This window comes from Geobacillus sp. Manikaran-105 (assembly GCF_002809955.1).
Lineage (GTDB): Bacteria > Bacillota > Bacilli > Bacillales > Anoxybacillaceae > Geobacillus > Geobacillus thermophilus.
In genome coordinates this window covers 23,318-39,912 of the sequence record NZ_PIJG01000026.1, presented here as the reverse complement: position 1 = coordinate 39,912, position 16,595 = coordinate 23,318, and the positions used below count along the sequence as shown (strand labels likewise).

The 16,595-nt window shown below is 53.5% G+C and carries 11 protein-coding genes and 1 pseudogene; 10 read left to right on the top strand and 2 right to left on the bottom strand.

Annotated elements, in window-relative coordinates; genetic code table 11:
- Positions 1-196: 196 nt before the first annotated feature.
- From CV945_RS09375 to CV945_RS09360, 3 genes and pseudogenes are all read left to right on the top strand, one after another.
- Positions 197-2,224, top strand: a pseudogene (locus CV945_RS09375) (bifunctional 2',3'-cyclic-nucleotide 2'-phosphodiesterase/3'-nucleotidase); the annotation flags it as partial.
- An 812-nt stretch (positions 2,225-3,036) separates the two neighbouring features.
- Entirely contained in the window at positions 3,037-3,669 is a 633-nt protein-coding gene (locus CV945_RS09365) for a LysE family translocator (protein ID WP_033009724.1), read from the top strand.
- Positions 3,670-3,740: 71 nt separating this feature from the next.
- A complete protein-coding gene (locus CV945_RS09360; RefSeq protein ID WP_198518498.1) occupies positions 3,741-3,980 on the top strand; it encodes a hypothetical protein in 240 nt (79 codons plus the stop codon).
- 37 nt (positions 3,981-4,017) lie between these two features.
- On the opposite strand, the gene CV945_RS09355 is transcribed toward CV945_RS09360, so the two are convergent.
- On the bottom strand, positions 4,018-4,644 hold the full coding sequence (locus CV945_RS09355; RefSeq protein WP_033009727.1) for a LysE family translocator: 627 nt from the start codon (positions 4,642-4,644) through the stop codon (positions 4,018-4,020).
- Positions 4,645-4,947: 303 nt separating this feature from the next.
- Here CV945_RS09355 and CV945_RS09345 point away from each other — a divergent pair, with 303 nt between their 5' ends.
- Together CV945_RS09345 and CV945_RS09340 are read left to right on the top strand one after the other, a co-directional pair.
- The gene (locus CV945_RS09345; RefSeq protein WP_020961021.1) at positions 4,948-5,595 is read left to right on the top strand and encodes a LytTR family DNA-binding domain-containing protein; all 648 of its coding nucleotides are present in this window, start codon (positions 4,948-4,950) and stop codon (positions 5,593-5,595) included.
- Positions 5,596-5,730: 135 nt separating this feature from the next.
- A complete protein-coding gene (locus CV945_RS09340) occupies positions 5,731-7,278 on the top strand; it encodes a succinyl-CoA:acetate CoA-transferase ScpC (protein ID WP_232722064.1) in 1,548 nt (515 codons plus the stop codon).
- 123 nt (positions 7,279-7,401) lie between these two features.
- Here the strand turns inward: CV945_RS09340 and CV945_RS09335 are convergent, their stop codons facing one another.
- Entirely contained in the window at positions 7,402-8,352 is a 951-nt protein-coding gene (locus CV945_RS09335) for a cation diffusion facilitator family transporter (protein ID WP_063330376.1), read from the bottom strand.
- A 206-nt stretch (positions 8,353-8,558) separates the two neighbouring features.
- Here CV945_RS09335 and glgB point away from each other — a divergent pair, with 206 nt between their 5' ends.
- The 5 genes from glgB to CV945_RS09310 are packed head-to-tail and all read left to right on the top strand — an operon-like array spanning position 8,559 to position 16,484.
- Positions 8,559-10,568 (top strand): 1,4-alpha-glucan branching enzyme, encoded by a 2,010-nt coding sequence (gene glgB, locus CV945_RS09330; protein ID WP_232722062.1) that lies wholly within the window; start codon positions 8,559-8,561, stop codon positions 10,566-10,568.
- Positions 10,450-11,613 carry a glucose-1-phosphate adenylyltransferase gene (locus CV945_RS09325; protein WP_033011749.1) on the top strand — a complete coding sequence of 388 codons (1,164 nt, stop codon included), beginning with the start codon at positions 10,450-10,452 and terminating at the stop codon, positions 11,611-11,613. The genes glgB and CV945_RS09325 overlap by 119 nt, the downstream gene beginning before the upstream one ends.
- A complete protein-coding gene (locus tag CV945_RS09320) occupies positions 11,613-12,644 on the top strand; it encodes a GlgC family sugar phosphate nucleotidyltransferase (RefSeq protein ID WP_100659625.1) in 1,032 nt (343 codons plus the stop codon). Before CV945_RS09325 ends, CV945_RS09320 begins: the two co-directional genes overlap by 1 nt.
- Positions 12,641-14,098: a glycogen synthase GlgA gene (gene glgA, locus CV945_RS09315; RefSeq protein WP_033011747.1), complete on the top strand. Its 1,458-nt coding sequence runs from the start codon at positions 12,641-12,643 to the stop codon at positions 14,096-14,098. The genes CV945_RS09320 and glgA overlap by 4 nt, the downstream gene beginning before the upstream one ends.
- A complete protein-coding gene (locus CV945_RS09310; RefSeq protein WP_033011755.1) occupies positions 14,085-16,484 on the top strand; it encodes a glycogen/starch/alpha-glucan phosphorylase in 2,400 nt (799 codons plus the stop codon). The genes glgA and CV945_RS09310 overlap by 14 nt, the downstream gene beginning before the upstream one ends.
- Positions 16,485-16,595: the final 111 nt, after the last annotated feature.

The following is a 16,595-nucleotide window of genomic DNA, read 5'->3' as shown; positions in this document are numbered from 1 at the left end:
ACGCCTCAAAGAATAAGGATTGCTTGAAGCAGTCAAACTTCTTTGGAAGCCCCCACTTCAAATTTTCGCTAGAAAATTAAGTGGGGGTAGTTCACATCCCCCTTTGCTAAACTTTCAGTGAAACATTTCCCGAAAATTTTGGATCTTTTATAGTATAATACAGATGACAATGATTTGATGAGTGGGGGGATGGGCATTGAAAAAACGGAAGAAATACGCGGCGGCGAGCGTGTTGTTGGCGTTGGGGCTGCTGGCTCCTTCGTTTGGGCCGACAGCGGTAGGCGCGGAGGATCGGGATGTCGTCAAGCTGCGCATTTTGGAGACCACCGACGTACATATGAATCTCGTCAACTATGATTATTTCAAAGATAGTCCGACGAATGAGTTCGGGCTGTCAAAAACGGCGCGATTGATCGAGCAGGCGCGCGCTGAGCAGCCGAATACGCTTCTGTTTGACAACGGAGATTTGATTCAAGGAACGCCGCTTGGCGACTATGTGGCGAAAGTGAAGCCGCTGCAAGATGGCGAAGTGCATCCAGCGGTGAAACTGTTGCATTTGTTGAAGTACGATGCGGCGACGGTGGGAAACCATGAGTTCAACTATGGCTTGGATTTCCTCAATGAAGTGTATGACGATGCCAAGCTGCCGATCGTGAATGCGAACGTGTACCGTGACGATCATGACCAAAATCCGGATAACGATGTCAACTATTTCACGCCGTATCAAATTTTAGAGAAAGAAGTCGTTGATGAAGACGGGGAGAAGCATACGCTGAAGATCGGCGTCATCGGCTTTGTGCCGCCGCAAATTATGGATTGGGACAAAGCGAATTTGCAAGGGAAAGTGATTGCGAAAGACATTGTGCAGTCGGCGCAAAAGTATATTCCAAAAATGAAAGCGGAAGGGGCCGATTTGATCGTCGTGCTGTCGCACTCGGGCATTGAAACCGGCGGAAACAGCCCGAATATGGAAAATGCCTCCTATTATTTGACGCAAATTCCGGGGGTCGACGCCGTGCTGACCGGCCACCAGCATAAAAAATTTCCGGCGCTTCCGGGAACGACGCCTGATTTTCTGGATGGGAACGGTATCAACAATGAAAACGGGACGATCAATGGCGTTCCGGTGACGATGCCAGGTTCGTGGGGCGATACGCTCGGCGTGATCGACTTGACGGTCGAGCAAGTCGACGGAAAATGGAAAGTGACGCAAGCGAAAGCCCAACTCCGTCCAGTGTATGACAAGGCGACGAAAACGCCGTTGGTTGACAGCGATTCGGCCGTCGAGCAGGCCATTCAGGCGGAGCACGAAGCGACGATCCAGTACGTCCGCAGCCCAGTGGGAAAAACTACGAGCCCGATCAACAGCTATTTTGCACTTGTTCAAGATGATCCGTCCGTGCAAATCGTCACGAACGCCCAAAAGTGGTATGTGGAAAAAATGTTAAAAGGGACGCAGTATGAAGGCCTTCCGGTGCTGTCAGCCGGCGCTCCGTTCAAGGCCGGCGGGCGCGGTGGACCGAGCTATTACACGGATATTCCGGCAGGGGAAATCGCCATTAAAAACGTCGCCGATTTGTACTTGTATCCAAACACGGTGTATGCGCTGAAAATTACGGGAGCCGAGTTGAAAGAATGGCTTGAGTGGTCGGCGGGGCAATTCAACCAAATCGACCCGAACAAGATAGGCATTCAGCCGCTTATCAACAACGACTTTCCGACGTACAACTTCGACATTATTGATGGCGTGACGTACGAGATCGATGTGACCGAGCCGGCGAAATACGACAAAAATCAAAATGTGATCAACCCGAAAGCAAACCGCATTAAAAACTTGCGATTCCAAGGCAAACCGGTGACGGCGAAGATGGAATTTATCGTTGCGACGAACAACTATCGGGCGACGACGAACCGGATCATCAATCCGGGCGGGAAAAACACGATTTTGGCCGCGCCGGATGAAAACCGGCAAGTGATCATCGATTATATTCGCGAAAGCGGAACGATCAACCCGTCCGTGGACGGCAACTGGACCTTTGCGCCAGTGAAAGGGAAAGCATCGGTGACCGTTTCCTTTGAATCGTCACCGGAAGCACAAAAATATTTGCCGCCAGACAGCCGCATCCGCTATGTGGCGACATTGTCCAACGGGTTTGCCCAATACGAACTTGCGCTGTTGTCTTGGAAAGAAACGAAAACAAACCATTCGAAAGAGCTAGAAAAATCTGGACGTTAAGAAGAGGTTGGAAAAATAGCAGGTGATTTAGGAGGCAGGTGATTTCGTATAAAATACTGCTAGTTCCAGCTGTTTCTTAATTAGAACAACCTTGCGGAATCAATCTTCTTTTTCGGCGAAATGCCGCTGATTTGCTCGTGACAGCCGTTTTTTACCGGCCTTTTAGGTGACACGAAAATGTGACTAAAAGTATTTCTGGCGCTACTGCCATTTTTTCCATTTCGAAAATATCGCCTTTTTGACTGACGATGAGAAGAAGATCTTTTACGTTAACGTCATTTCCGAAAGAAGTCTCCCACCTCAAGGAATGTGAAGAGCGATCGATCAATGAGTAGGTGGGAGATGAATTTCGGTTGGCCATCGCCGATGAATATGATCGTCTATGGTTCAAACCGACACCTTTGGAACGAAGGGAAGCGTAAAGGGTTCTTGTTTGTGGCTTACCGTTCAGCGAACACGCACAAGTCGCTTGAAGCCCCTGCCTCTAAGCGAAGCGTAGGTGGTGGGCAGTTCACTTCTAACAAGGACAGTGAAAAACAGCCGCTTTCGTTGAGCGGGCGGTCATGGAAGGAAAAAAGATGTTCGATTGGGGAAGCGCTGCTTGTCCGACCGGGCGCTACCCATCATCTGCTTTTTCGAAGGCCGGTGGACATCGAGGTTCTTGGGATCATTCGTTTTGGAAAACGGAACGTTTTTGTCACTGTATCGGTGGTGAAGCCACCCACCTTTTGTAACATTGCCCGAAAGCAGTGCCACTGTCCATGGATGATTGTTTGCTAGCTTGGTCAGGAGGGAGACATGTGTTAGGCATTACAAGTTACGGAATGTATTTGCTGGCGTCGATTTTGATGCATGCCACTCCGGGAGTGGATACGATGTATATTATGGGGCGCAGTGTGGCGCAAGGGAGAAAAGCGGGCGTGTATTCGGTGTTGGGCATTTCGACGGGGGTGTTCATTCATACGTTGCTCGCTGCGTTTGGCTTGGCGGTGATTTTGCAGCAGTCGGTTGTCTTATTTACGGCTGTGAAAATCGCTGGCGCAGCGTATTTGGTGTATCTTGGCATCAAAATGATGCGGCAGTCGACGCCGCCAGCGTTGGAGTCCGAGGAACTGGCGCCGATGAAGCTGAAAAAGATTTATTGGCAAGGCGTGACGACGAATGTGATGAATCCGAAAGTGGCGTTGTTTTTCCTTTCCTTTTTGCCGCAATTCATTCAAACGGATCAGCCATACGGCCCGCTCCCGTTTCTGCTGCTCGGCGTTTCGTTCGTGGTGACGAGCACGCTGTGGGGGCTTGGCGTCGTCTATGTGGCTGCGCTGGCGACGAAACGGGTGCGCCAAAACGCGAAAATGGCGCTTCTTGTCAATCGGTTGACGGGGATCGTGTTCATTGGGCTTGGCGTGAAGCTGCTGCAAACGAAAGCGTCGTGAGCGAGGGCGGGCGGCGTCGGAACGCATGATTCTCAGCCGAATGAAAGCGCGGGCGGTGATTCGTGAGGAGGTTGGTTGGAGAAATGGGGGCGGATGACAAAGGAATAGCGGTGATTCTCCTTGTGGCGGGAATCGGGATGTTTCCGTTTGGGATCGTGATCATTAAGCAGCAGTGGGGAAGCATACAAGAAGAAGGAGGGCGTGAGCGGAGAATAGCCTTGTTTTTTGAAATGATCGATCTTTGGTCAACGTGGGTGCTGTTCCTCTCCCTGCTTCTCATATTGGGAGGCGCGGCGCTGTTGTGGAGATGAGCAGAAAAGAGGGCAGCCGCCCTCTTTTTTCTTGCCGCTACGACCGTTCGCTGACGGCGATTTGAATGCCGATCAGCGCGAAGATGGCGCCTTTGAGCCAATGGATTCGCTTGGTGATGGCGGTGTGGGCCGAGAGCCATTGGCGCAGCTTTTCCGCGCCGATGCTCACCAAGGTGAAGACAACGAGCGCCTGCACGAGAAAGATGGCGCCTAATAGAAGCATCTGCCCCGGCACATGGCCGGCTGTTTCGTCGACAAACTGCGGCAAGAGCGCCAAGAAGAAGAGAGACACTTTCGGGTTGAGCACGTTCATGACAATGCCTTTTTTGTACAGCGAGGTGTATGCCATCGGCGTCTGCCGCCCAAAGGCGAGGCCTTCGTCTTGTTCACGGAACGCCTGCCAGGCTAGGTACAGCAAATACGCGGCGCCCGCGTACTTGACGATGGCAAACACCAAGGCGGATTGGTACATGACGGCCGAGACGCCAAGCACAGCGGCGCTGATATGGACAAGCAGCCCTGTGCAAAGCCCGAGCGCGGTGGCGATGCCCGCCCATTTGCCTTGCGACACGCTTTGGGCGATGACGAATAAAATGTCCGGACCCGGCGCCAATGTAAGCAATATGGCGACGCCGAAAAACGACAAGATGACCTCGATCTCCATCGGAACCCTCCTTTTTGATCAGTTTGGCGGGGCGGCCGTGAAAGGCGGTTATGTATATGGATTCGCGAAAGAGCGGGCGATTCCTTCTCGAACGGCGGCGATCAAAGCGAAAACCGGCGGATCAGTTCTTTTGGAGAAATGCTGTCAGATGGGGGGCTTTCTGGTCCGACATGGCCAGACGGGGCGCCAAACTCGTTTTTCACCGGCTGTCCACGGCAGCGAAACGAAACGATTTGCCATTTGACAAACGCGGCGGTGCTGCTGAAAATAAAAGTATGGAACGGTTTGCAAGAGGTGGGGGATATGGATTCGCTGCTTGTTTCGGCCATTCGCCAAGTTGTGAATGAATGGTTTCCCGTTGAAGCATCGCTTGTCATTTCCGACGACCGGCGGTACATTTACTACCAGCCGAGCCGGCAAATTGATTTGAAAATCCGTCCGGGTGATGAAATCAAACCGGATTCGGTCACCTACAAGGCGTTGGTGATCCGCCGGAAAATTGAAGAGCAAAAAGACAGCCGGGTGTTTGGCGTTCCGTATTTCGGCGTGTCGGTTCCGATTTTGGAAGACGGGGTGCCAAAAGGATGCGTGACAGCTGTCTGGCCGAAAAAGCCGCTTTTGGCGACGTCGTATTTGACGATACGGACGATGGACCGCTGGGTTCCGGTGCCGTTTGACGCGGTTGTTTATTTGGAAGCGCAAAACCGGAAAACGTTCGTCAAATCGATGCACGTCGGAGGCCATCATAAATACAATTTGACCGAATTGGAATTTTCTTTGCCGGCTGACCGGTTTATCCGCTGCCATCGGTCGTATATTGTCAATGTTGAGTATATCGCCGAAATTCAGCCGGATTCCCACTCGACGTTTTTGCTTGTGATGAAGGACGGCTCCAAAGTGCCGGTCAGCCAAACGTACGCCAGCCATTTCCGGAGACGGCTCGGCTTTTGATGACACCGCCGATACAGGCGGTTATTTTTGTGAAGCGGCAAGTTTTTCTGCGTGATGCAGGAAAAATGCTGCTTCGATGCAAAAGAAAGCCCTTTCGCTCCAATTCGAATGATTTTCCCCTTGCGAGCCGCTATAATGAGGGAAAAACAAAAGGGGGAAATCGCTTTGGAACCATTTGTTTTCGAACGGATCGGCCATCAGGCGTTGCGGGAGCGGATTGTGACGGCAGAAACGGCCGCCTCATGGATTGAAGATGGCATGACCCTCGGATTGAGCGGTTTTACCCGCGCGGGGGACGCAAAAGCGGTGCCGACGGCGCTTATTGAACGGGCCAAGCGGCAGCCGCTGAAAGTCGACGTCTATACAGGGGCTTCGCTCGGATCGGATATTGACAAGATGATGGCGGAAGCAGGCATTGTCCGGAAACGGCTGCCGTTTCAAGCTGACGCCGCGATGCGCCGGAAAATTAACGAAAGGGAGCTGCTGTTTGTCGACCAGCATTTGTCGCATACGGCGGAACTCGTCCGTTCCGGTGTGCTGAAACCGATTGATTACGCTATTGTGGAAGCGGTTTCGATTACGGAGGACGGCATGATCATCCCGACGACGTCTGTCGGCAACTCATCGATTTTTGTGGAAAAAGCAAGACGGGTCATTGTCGAATTGAACGTCGCCCAGCCGAAAGCGCTTTACGGGTTTCATGACATTTATGAAGTCGGGAAGCAAGGGGAGCGCGCCCCGATTCCGCTGACGAAAGTGGACGACCGGATCGGGACGATCGGCATTCCTGTTGATCTGGAGAAAATCGCTGGAATTGTCGTGACGAACCAAACGGATTCACCGTCGACGATTGTGCCTCCGGATGCGGAAACAGCGGCGATTGCCAGGCATTTGATCGAGTTTCTTCGCCGCGAAGTAGCGGCGGGGCGGCTGTCCGAACGGCTGGCGCCGATTCAGGCCGGGATCGGCTCTGTCGCGAATGCGGTTCTTTACGGCCTATTGGATTCTGAATTTTGCGACTTGGAAGTCTATTCGGAAGTGCTGCAAGATGCGATGTTCGATTTGCTTGATGCAGGGAAAGTGCGGTTTGCCTCGGGATGTTCGATCACCTTGTCGGAAAACAAGATGAAACAAGTGTACCACAACTTGGAAGCGTACCGGGGCAAACTCGTGCTGCGGCCGCAGGAGATTTCCAATCATCCTGAACTGATTCGCCGCCTCGGCCTCATTTCCATTAATACGGCGCTTGAGGCCGATATTTACGGAAATGTGAACTCGACGCATGTCCGCGGCACCCAGATGATGAACGGCATCGGCGGCTCGGGCGACTTTGCCCGCCATGCGCGCCTGACGATTTTTGTGACGAAATCGAGCGCCAAACATGGGGCGATTTCGAGCATCGTGCCGTTCGTCTCCCATGTCGACCATACGGAGCATGATGTCGATGTCATCATCACCGAACACGGATATGCCGATTTGCGCGGGCTCGCCCCTGTCGAGCGCGCCCCGCTCATCATCGAACATTGCGCCCATCCGGATTACCGTCCGCAGCTGCGCGATTACTTCGCTGAAGCGCTCAAGCGCGGCGGCCATACGCCGCACGTATTGGAACAAGCGTTGTCTTGGCATATCCGGTATGAACAACTTGGAACGATGCGGGAAGAAAAGTATCAGCTGCAATGATGGAAAGAAACACAGGGCGTGGCGCCAAACCGCGTTCTGCGCTGGTTTTTTCATAGCGGCCGAGCGCAATAGACGGCAAAATGACGAAAGACCGCCTTGCCGATTCGGCATGGGCGGTCTTTATCATTGCGGCTGCTTCTTTTTCTCCAAAAACGCCTTCCCATAGGTTCCGTGGTCGTGGAGCATGGCGTGCTCGACTTGGATCGTGGCATGCTCAATGCCGTATTTTTCCTTCAGCATTTCATTCACCGCCAAAATGACACAAAGCGGCTGGATGCGTTCGTTGACAAACACATGAGCCGACAGCGAGTAATGGTCGGTCGAGATGGCCCATAAATGCATGTCGTGCACGTCTTCGACCCCTTCGATCTGTCGAATGTCGGCGCGGATTTGTTCGAGATCGAACCCATCTGGCACGGCTTCCATTAAGATGAGATACGATTCACGCATAATTTTCGCCCCGCCTGTGAAAATGATGGCGGCGATCACGAGGCTGATGATCGGATCGAACACCGTCCAGCCGGTGAAGTAAATGAGCAGCGCGGACACGATGACGCCGATCGAGCTGATTAAGTCGCCGATGAAATGCCAAAGGGCGCTCTGAACGTTCAAGTTGTCTTCTTCTTTCGTGCTCCGGCTTAAGACGATGGTCAACGTCAAGTTAACGATGAGGCCGATCGCCGCGATTCCGAGCATAAGACGAAAGTTGATCGGTTCAGGATGAAGAAAACGCTGAATGCCTTCCCATAAAATCCACAGCGCAATGACGGCCAACGTCAGCCCGTTCAAAAACGATGTGATGATTTCAAATCGCAAAAAACCGAACGTAAAGCGGCGGTTCGGCGGGCGCGTTGCCATGTAGAGGGCGACCATGCTCAATCCAAGCGCCAATACATCGGATGCCATATGGGCCGAATCGGACAATAAGGCGAGCGAGTTGGAAATCAGTCCGCCAATGATTTCAACGGCGGTGAAAAACATGGTCAACAAAAGCGTCACCCAGAGCGCTTTTTTTGATTCATGTTGCGTTTTGACGTGCGGGAGATGGTGAAAATCGTACAGTGTTGGAGCCATAATGCACCTCCATTATTTATAATAATTATCAACTTATATATATTATAATATAAAAATCAGCCTGTGTGCAAATGAAATTTCGACAGCGAGAAAGAGCGGTTGTTGGAATTTGTCTAAAAATATAGACGAACAATTCAAGGAATGGATCCTGCTGTTGGCGAATAGGAATCAATGTTGTGTATGGCCATCATCTTGCTTCAGAAAGGATGCGATCGAGCTTGATTGCGGCGAATCCGACGGATTTGGAAGTGTATTTGTTTCATGAAGGCAGCTTGCATAAAAGCTACGAGCTGTTTGGTGCCCACGTGATCGATGAGGGCGGAAGGGCCGCCACCCGCTTTTGCGTCTGGGCGCCGCATGCGCGCGACGTGCGCCTGGTCGGCAGCTTTAACGGCTGGGACGGGGCGAAGTTCCGCCTCACCAAAGTGAACGATGAAGGAGTATGGACGATCGTTGTCCCGGAAAACTTGGAAGGGCATTTGTATAAGTATGAGATTGTCACGCCGGATGGGCGGGTGCTGCTGAAAGCGGACCCGTACGCGTTTTGCTCCGAATTGCGCCCCCACACCGCCTCGATTGTCTACGATCTGAAAGGATACCAGTGGAACGATCAGTCTTGGCAGCGGAAGAAGCGGCGAAAGCGGATTTACGAGCAGCCGATGGTCATTTATGAGCTCCATTTCGGTTCGTGGAAGAAAAAGGAAGGTCGTTTTTTGACGTACCGTGAGATGGCCGACGAACTTATCCCGTACGTGCTAGAGCGTGGATTTACGCACATTGAGCTGCTTCCGCTTGTCGAGCATCCGCTCGACCGTTCGTGGGGGTATCAAGGGATCGGCTATTATGCGGTGACAAGCCGCTACGGTGCGCCGCATGATTTCATGTATTTCGTCGACCGCTGCCATCAGGCAGGAATCGGGGTCATTCTCGATTGGGTGCCGGGGCATTTTTGCAAGGACGCCCACGGGTTATATATGTTTGACGGCGCCCCGACGTACGAATATGCGAACGAAAAAGACCGGGAAAATTACGTCTGGGGGACGGCGAATTTTGACTTGGGCAAACCGGAAGTGCGCAGTTTTCTCATCTCCAACGCCTTGTTTTGGCTCGAGTATTACCACGTCGACGGATTCCGCGTCGATGCGGTCGCGAACATGCTGTATTGGCCGAACAACGACCAGCTCTATGAAAACCCGTATGCGGTCGAGTTTTTGCGCAAGTTAAACGAAGCGGTGTTTGCCTATGACCCCAACGTCTTGATGATCGCCGAAGATTCGACCGATTGGCCGCGGGTGACGGCGCCGACGTATGACGGCGGGCTTGGCTTTAACTACAAGTGGAACATGGGCTGGATGAACGACATGCTGAAGTATATGGAAACGCCGCCGCATGAGCGGAAGCATGCACACAATCAAGTCACCTTTTCCCTCCTTTATGCGTATTCAGAAAATTTCATTTTGCCGTTTTCTCATGATGAAGTTGTGCATGGCAAAAAGTCGCTGCTCAACAAAATGCCGGGGTCGTACGAGGAGAAGTTCGCCCAGCTGCGGCTGTTGTACGGCTACATGATGGCCCACCCCGGGAAAAAGTTGTTGTTTATGGGCAATGAATTTGCCCAGTTTGACGAATGGAAGTTTGAGGGCGAGCTCGACTGGATGCTGTTTGATTTTGAGCTGCACCGGAAGATGGATGAGTATGTCAAGCAATTGATCGCCTGCTACAAGCGGTATAAGCCGTTTTACGAGCTCGACCACGACCCGCAGGGGTTTGAATGGATCGACGTTCATAATGCCGAACAAAGCATTTTCTCGTTCGTCCGCCGCGGGAAAAAAGACGGTGATCTGTTGGTAATTGTGTGCAATTTCACAAATCAAGCGTACGACGACTACAAAGTCGGCGTGCCGCTTTTGGCCCCGTATCGGGAAGTGCTGAACAGCGATGCGGTGGACTTTGGCGGATCAGGGCATGTCAATTCGAAGCGGCTTCCGGCGTTCAATGAACCGTTTCATGGAAAGCCGTACCATGTGCGCATGACGATTCCGCCATTTGGCATTTCAATCTTGCGCCCAGTGCAAAAACGAGGGGAGAGAAAGCAAAATGAAGAAGACGTGCATCGCCATGTTATTGGCCGGCGGGCAAGGAAGCCGGCTTCGCTCGCTGACGACAAACATCGCGAAACCGGCCGTGCCGTTCGGCGGGAAGTATCGGATCATTGATTTTACATTGAGCAACTGCACGAATTCCGGCATCGATACGGTCGGCGTGCTGACGCAGTACCAGCCGCTCTTTCTTCACTCGTACATCGGCATCGGAAGCGCGTGGGATTTGGACCGGCGAAACGGCGGGGTCACCGTCCTGCCGCCCTATTCCGTCTCGTCCGGCGTGAAATGGTATGAAGGCACCGCCAACGCGATTTATCAAAATATGAATTATATTGAACAGTACGACCCGGACTACGTGCTCGTGCTGTCCGGCGACCACATTTACAAAATGGACTATCGGCAGATGCTCGACTACCATATCGCCAAACAGGCCGATGTGACGATTTCCGTTATTGAAGTGCCATGGGAAGAAGCGAGCCGGTTTGGCATTATGAATACGAATGACGAGATGCAAATTGTCGAGTTTGCCGAAAAACCGGCGGAGCCAAAGAGCAATTTGGCGTCGATGGGCATTTACATTTTCAATTGGCCGCTGTTGAAAGAATACTTGAAAATCGACAACGCTGACCCGCATTCGTCGCACGATTTCGGCAAAGACATCATCCCGCTTTTGCTTCGCGAACGCAAGCGGTTGTTTGCCTACCCGTTCCAAGGCTACTGGAAAGATGTCGGCACGGTGAAAAGCTTGTGGGAAGCGAACATGGACTTGTTGGATGAGGACAACGAGCTCGACTTGTTCGACCGCTCATGGCGCATTTATTCCGTCAATCCGAATCAGCCGCCGCAATACATTTCCCAGGAGGCGGAAGTGGCGGACTCACTCGTCAATGAAGGGTGCGTCGTCGAAGGGACGGTCAAGCGTTCAGTGCTGTTTCAAGGCGTCCGTATCGGCAAAGGGGCGGTCGTGAAAGAATCGGTCATTATGCCAGGAGCGGCAGTCAGCGAAGGAGCGTATGTCGAGCGGGCGATCGTCACGCCGGATTGCGTCATCCCGACGCATGCCTCGATTGCCCCGGACGAAGACGGCGAGGTGGTGCTCGTGACCGCCGAATGGCTTGCGCAATGGAATGAGGAAACCGCGAGGAAGGATGAAGCGTGATGAACAACAAGATGTTAGGCGTCATTGACGCGACGATGTATATGGAGGCGTTAGCGCCGCTTATCGAACAGCGCTCGATCGCCGCGGTGCCGTTTGCCGGCCGGTATCGGCTCATTGATTTCGTGCTCTCAAGCATGGTTAACTCCGGTATTGAGAGTGTTGCGATTTTTTCGAAATATCAGTACCGTTCGCTCATGGACCATTTAGGGTCAGGGAAAAACTGGGACTTAAACCGAAAGCGGGACGGACTGTTTTTCTTCCCATCGCCGGATTTGCTGTTTTCCGGCGAGCGCCGCGTCGGGGCATTTGCCCACTTCGAGCAGCACATCGACTATTTTTTGCGGAGCCGGCAAAAATATGCCGTCATCGCGAACAGCTATACGGTGTGCAACATCGATTTTGCCGCCGTCTTGAAGCGCCATATCGAAAATGGCTGCGATGTGACCGAAATCCGTCATCGCGGTCGGTCGCTTGAGATGTATTTGCTAGACACGTCGCTGCTGCTTGATTTAATCGCCGATTACAAAAACCGCGGCTACCGAAGCATCGTCGACGTCGTCCGCGATGACCGCCATTCACTGTCGATTTGCGATTACGAATACACGGGGTATGCGGCGGTCATCGATTCGGTGGGACAATATTTCCGCTCAAGCATGGAACTATTGGATCGGAACGTCTGGGAACAGCTCTTTCTCGCGGAGCGGCCGATTTATACGAAAGTGAAAGACGAGCCGCCGACGAAGTACGGGCGGGAAGGGATCGTAAAGCGCTCGATGATCGCCAACGGCTGCGTCATTGACGGGACGGTGGAAAACAGCGTCTTGTTCCGCTCTGTGAAGATCGGCAAAGGAGCGGTCGTGAAAAACAGCATTATTATGCAAAAGTGCCAAATCGGCGACGGCTGCGTCCTCGATGGCGTCATTATCGATAAAGACGCCAAGGTCGAACCGGGCGTGGTGTTGAAAGGAACGGCTGATCAACCGTTTGTCGTCCGCAAAGGAACGGTGCAGGGGGAGGTCGCCAGCCGATGAACGTGCTATTTGCCGTTTCCGAATGCGCCCCGTTCGCCAAATCGGGGGGATTGGCCGACGTTGCCGGCGCGCTGCCGAAAGAGCTGCGCCGGCTCGGCGTTGACGCCCGTGTCATGCTGCCGAAATATGAGACGATCGCCCGCGAATGGAAAGAGAAGATGAACAAAACGGCGGAGTTCACCGTGCCGGTCGGGTGGCGCCGCCAATATGCCGGCGTGGAGGAGCTCGAGCACGACGGGGTCATCTATTACTTCATCGACAACGAGTATTACTTCAAACGGCCGCAGCTGTACGGCCATTATGACGACGGTGAGCGGTTTTCTTATTTTTGCCGGGCGGTGCTGGACGCGCTGCCGGAGATCGGGTTTCAGCCCGACATCATTCATTGCCATGACTGGCACGCCGGCATGATTCCATTTTTGCTGCGCGAGCAATACCACCATGATCCGTTTTATGCGGATATCCGCACGATGTTTACGATTCACAACTTGCAGTTTCAAGGGCTGTTTCCGCGCGGGATTTTAGAGGATTTGTTGAATTTGGACGGACGGTATTTCACCGTCGACCAGCTCGAGTTTTACGGAAGCGTCAGCTTTATGAAAGGGGCGCTTGTCGCCTCCGATTTGATCACGACGGTGAGTCCGACGTACAAAGAAGAGATTCAAACCGCCTATTACGGCGAGCGGTTGGACGGCTTGCTGCGGGCGCGGCGGGCCGATTTGCTCGGCATCTTAAACGGCATTGACGACGAGTTTTACAACCCGCAAACCGATCCGTTTTTGGCGGCGACCTATAGCGTACATACGCGGGAAAGAAAAAAACTCAACAAGCGCGCTTTGCAGCGGCGGTTCGGTCTGCCAGAGCGGGATGATGCGCCCGTCGTCGCCATGGTGACGCGAATGACGGCGCAAAAAGGGCTCGATTTGGTGACGTGCGTCTTTCATGACCTCATGCAGGAAGACATGCAGCTCGTCGTGCTCGGCACCGGGGATTGGCGCTTTGAACAGTTTTTCTCGCAAATGGCAGCGGCCTATCCGGACAAAGTCGGGGTGTACATCGGCTTTCACGAACCGCTCGCCCATCAAATCTATGCGGGCTCGGACTTGTTTTTAATGCCGTCATTATTTGAACCGTGCGGGTTGAGCCAAATGATCGCGCTTCGGTACGGGACGATTCCGATCGTTCGGGAAACGGGTGGGCTGAACGATACGGTGCAATCGTACAATGAATTTACAGGAGAGGGAAACGGGTTCAGCTTTACGAACTTTAATGCCCATGACATGTTGTACACGATCCGCCGGGCGCTGTCGTTCTACCACCAGCCATCTGTCTGGGAGCGGCTCATGGAGCGGGCGATGCGCGGCGATTACAGCTGGCGCCGTTCAGCGAAAGAGTATGAAAAAGCGTACAAACGGCTGGTCAAAAAAGGGGGAGATGCGCTTGTTCGCCGATAAAGAAACGTTCAAACGGGCGTTTGTGGCGCGGGTCGAGGCGCTGTGCGGCAAACCGTTTGCCGAATCGACGGCGCGCGATCATTATCACGTTCTCGGCCAGATGGTGCGCGAACATATCAGCCGCCATTGGATCACGACGAATGAACGCTACCGGGCGCAACGGTGGAAGCAAGTGTATTATTTGTCGATTGAGTTTTTGTTGGGTCGCCTGCTCGGCAACAATTTGTTAAACCTCGGCGTCCGCTCGGTCGTCGAGGAAGGATTGCGCGAGCTCGGCATTCGCCTCGAAGACGTCGAGGAATGTGAGGCGGACGCCGGGCTCGGAAACGGCGGGCTCGGGCGGCTCGCCGCCTGCTTTTTGGATTCGCTCGCGACGCTCAATTTGCCGGGCCACGGGCACGGCATCCGCTACAAGCATGGGCTGTTTGACCAAAAGATCGTCGACGGTTATCAAGTCGAACTGCCGGAGCAATGGCTGCGCCACGGAAACGTGTGGGAAGTCCGCAAAGAAGAGCTGGCGGTCGAAGTCCGGTTTTGGGGGCGGGTTGAGGTGTCGGAGCAAAACGGCCGCCTTGTATTCCGCCATGTCGACAGCGAAAACGTGATGGCGGTGCCGTACGACGTGCCGGTCATCGGCTACGGGACGAACACGGTCAACACGCTCCGGCTTTGGAGCGCCGAACCGGCGAAGACGTTCCCGCTCCATAAAGATGTCATGCAATACAAACGGGAGACCGAAGCCATTTCCGAGTTTTTGTACCCGGACGATACGCATGACGAAGGAAAAATTTTGCGGCTGAAGCAGCAGTATTTTCTCGTCGCTGCCAGCCTCGGCAGCATCACCCGCGCTCATCGCCGCCAGCACGGGAGTTTGCGCCGGCTTCATGAGTATGTCGCCATTCATGTGAACGACACGCATCCGGCGCTCGCGATTCCGGAATTGATGCGCATTTTGCTCGATGAAGAAGGGATGGGCTGGGAAGAGGCGTGGCACATTACGACCCATACGATCGCGTATACGAACCATACGACGTTGTCGGAAGCGCTCGAGAAATGGCCGATCCACTTGTTCCGGCCGCTTTTGCCGCGCATTTATATGATCGTCGAGGAGATCAACGAACGGTTTTGCCGCGAGCTGTGGGAACGCTACCCTGGCGATTGGGGGCGGATTGAACAAATGGCCATCATCGCCCACGGAATGGTGAAAATGGCGCACTTGGCCGTCGTGGCAAGCCATAGCGTCAACGGCGTGGCGAAACTGCATACCGACATTTTGAAACAGCGGGAAATGCGCCTGTTTTACGAATGGGCGCCGCAAAAGTTCAACAATAAGACGAACGGCGTGACGCACCGGCGCTGGCTCTTAAAAGCCAACCCCGAGCTGTCGGCGTTGATTACGGACACGATCGGCCCGCGTTGGATTCATGAGCCGGAAGCGCTTGTGGAACTGGCGCCGCATGCTTCCGATCCGGCGTTTCAAGAGGCGCTCGCCGCCGTCAAGCGGCGGCGCAAAGCGAAGCTCGCCACCCGCATTTATGAGAAGACCGGAATCGGTGTTGACGAGTCGTCGATCTTTGATGTGCAAGTGAAACGGCTGCACGCCTACAAACGGCAACTGTTGAACGTGCTGCACATCATGCATTTGTACAATCGGCTGAAGGAGGATTCACACTTCTCGATTCACCCGCGCACGTTTATCTTCGGGGCGAAGGCGTCGCCGGGCTATTACTACGCCAAGAGGATTATCAAGCTGATCCATTCGGTCGCCGAGAAGGTGAACAACGACAAACGGGTCCATGACCAGTTGAAAGTCATTTTTTTGGAAAACTACCGTGTGTCGCTCGCCGAAGAGATCATCCCGGCCGCCGATGTGAGCGAGCAAATCTCAACCGCCAGCAAAGAAGCGTCCGGGACGGGCAACATGAAGTTTATGATGAACGGAGCGATCACGCTTGGTACACTTGATGGGGCGAACGTCGAAATCGCGGAAGCGGTCGGGAAAGAAAACATGTTTTTGTTCGGGCTGACGGCTGAGGAAGTGCTCAACTACTATGAGCACGGCGGCTACCGGGCGCACGAGTATTACCATCACGACAAGCGGATCAAGCAAGTCGTCGACCAGCTTGTCAACGGCTTTTTCCCGGATGCCGGCGATTACTTTGAACCGATTTACGATTCGCTTTTGACGCAAAATGATGAATATTTTGTGCTGCGCGACTTTGCCGCCTACGCCGAAGAGCATGAGCAGGTGGAAGACGCTTACCGCGATCCGGCGCGCTGGTGGCGGATGAGCGCCGTCAACATCGCCCACTCCGGCTACTTTGCCAGCGACCGGACCGTCGCGGAATACGCGGCTGAGATTTGGGGCATTTCGCCGTCGATGTAAAGCCCGGCGGGAAACAGGCGCCCCTAAAGACGAGCGCGGCCGCTTCGAATCATCCCAGAGGCGCAAACGACCAGCCGCTCGCCATCACGAACTTGTCTTTGGCATGATGAA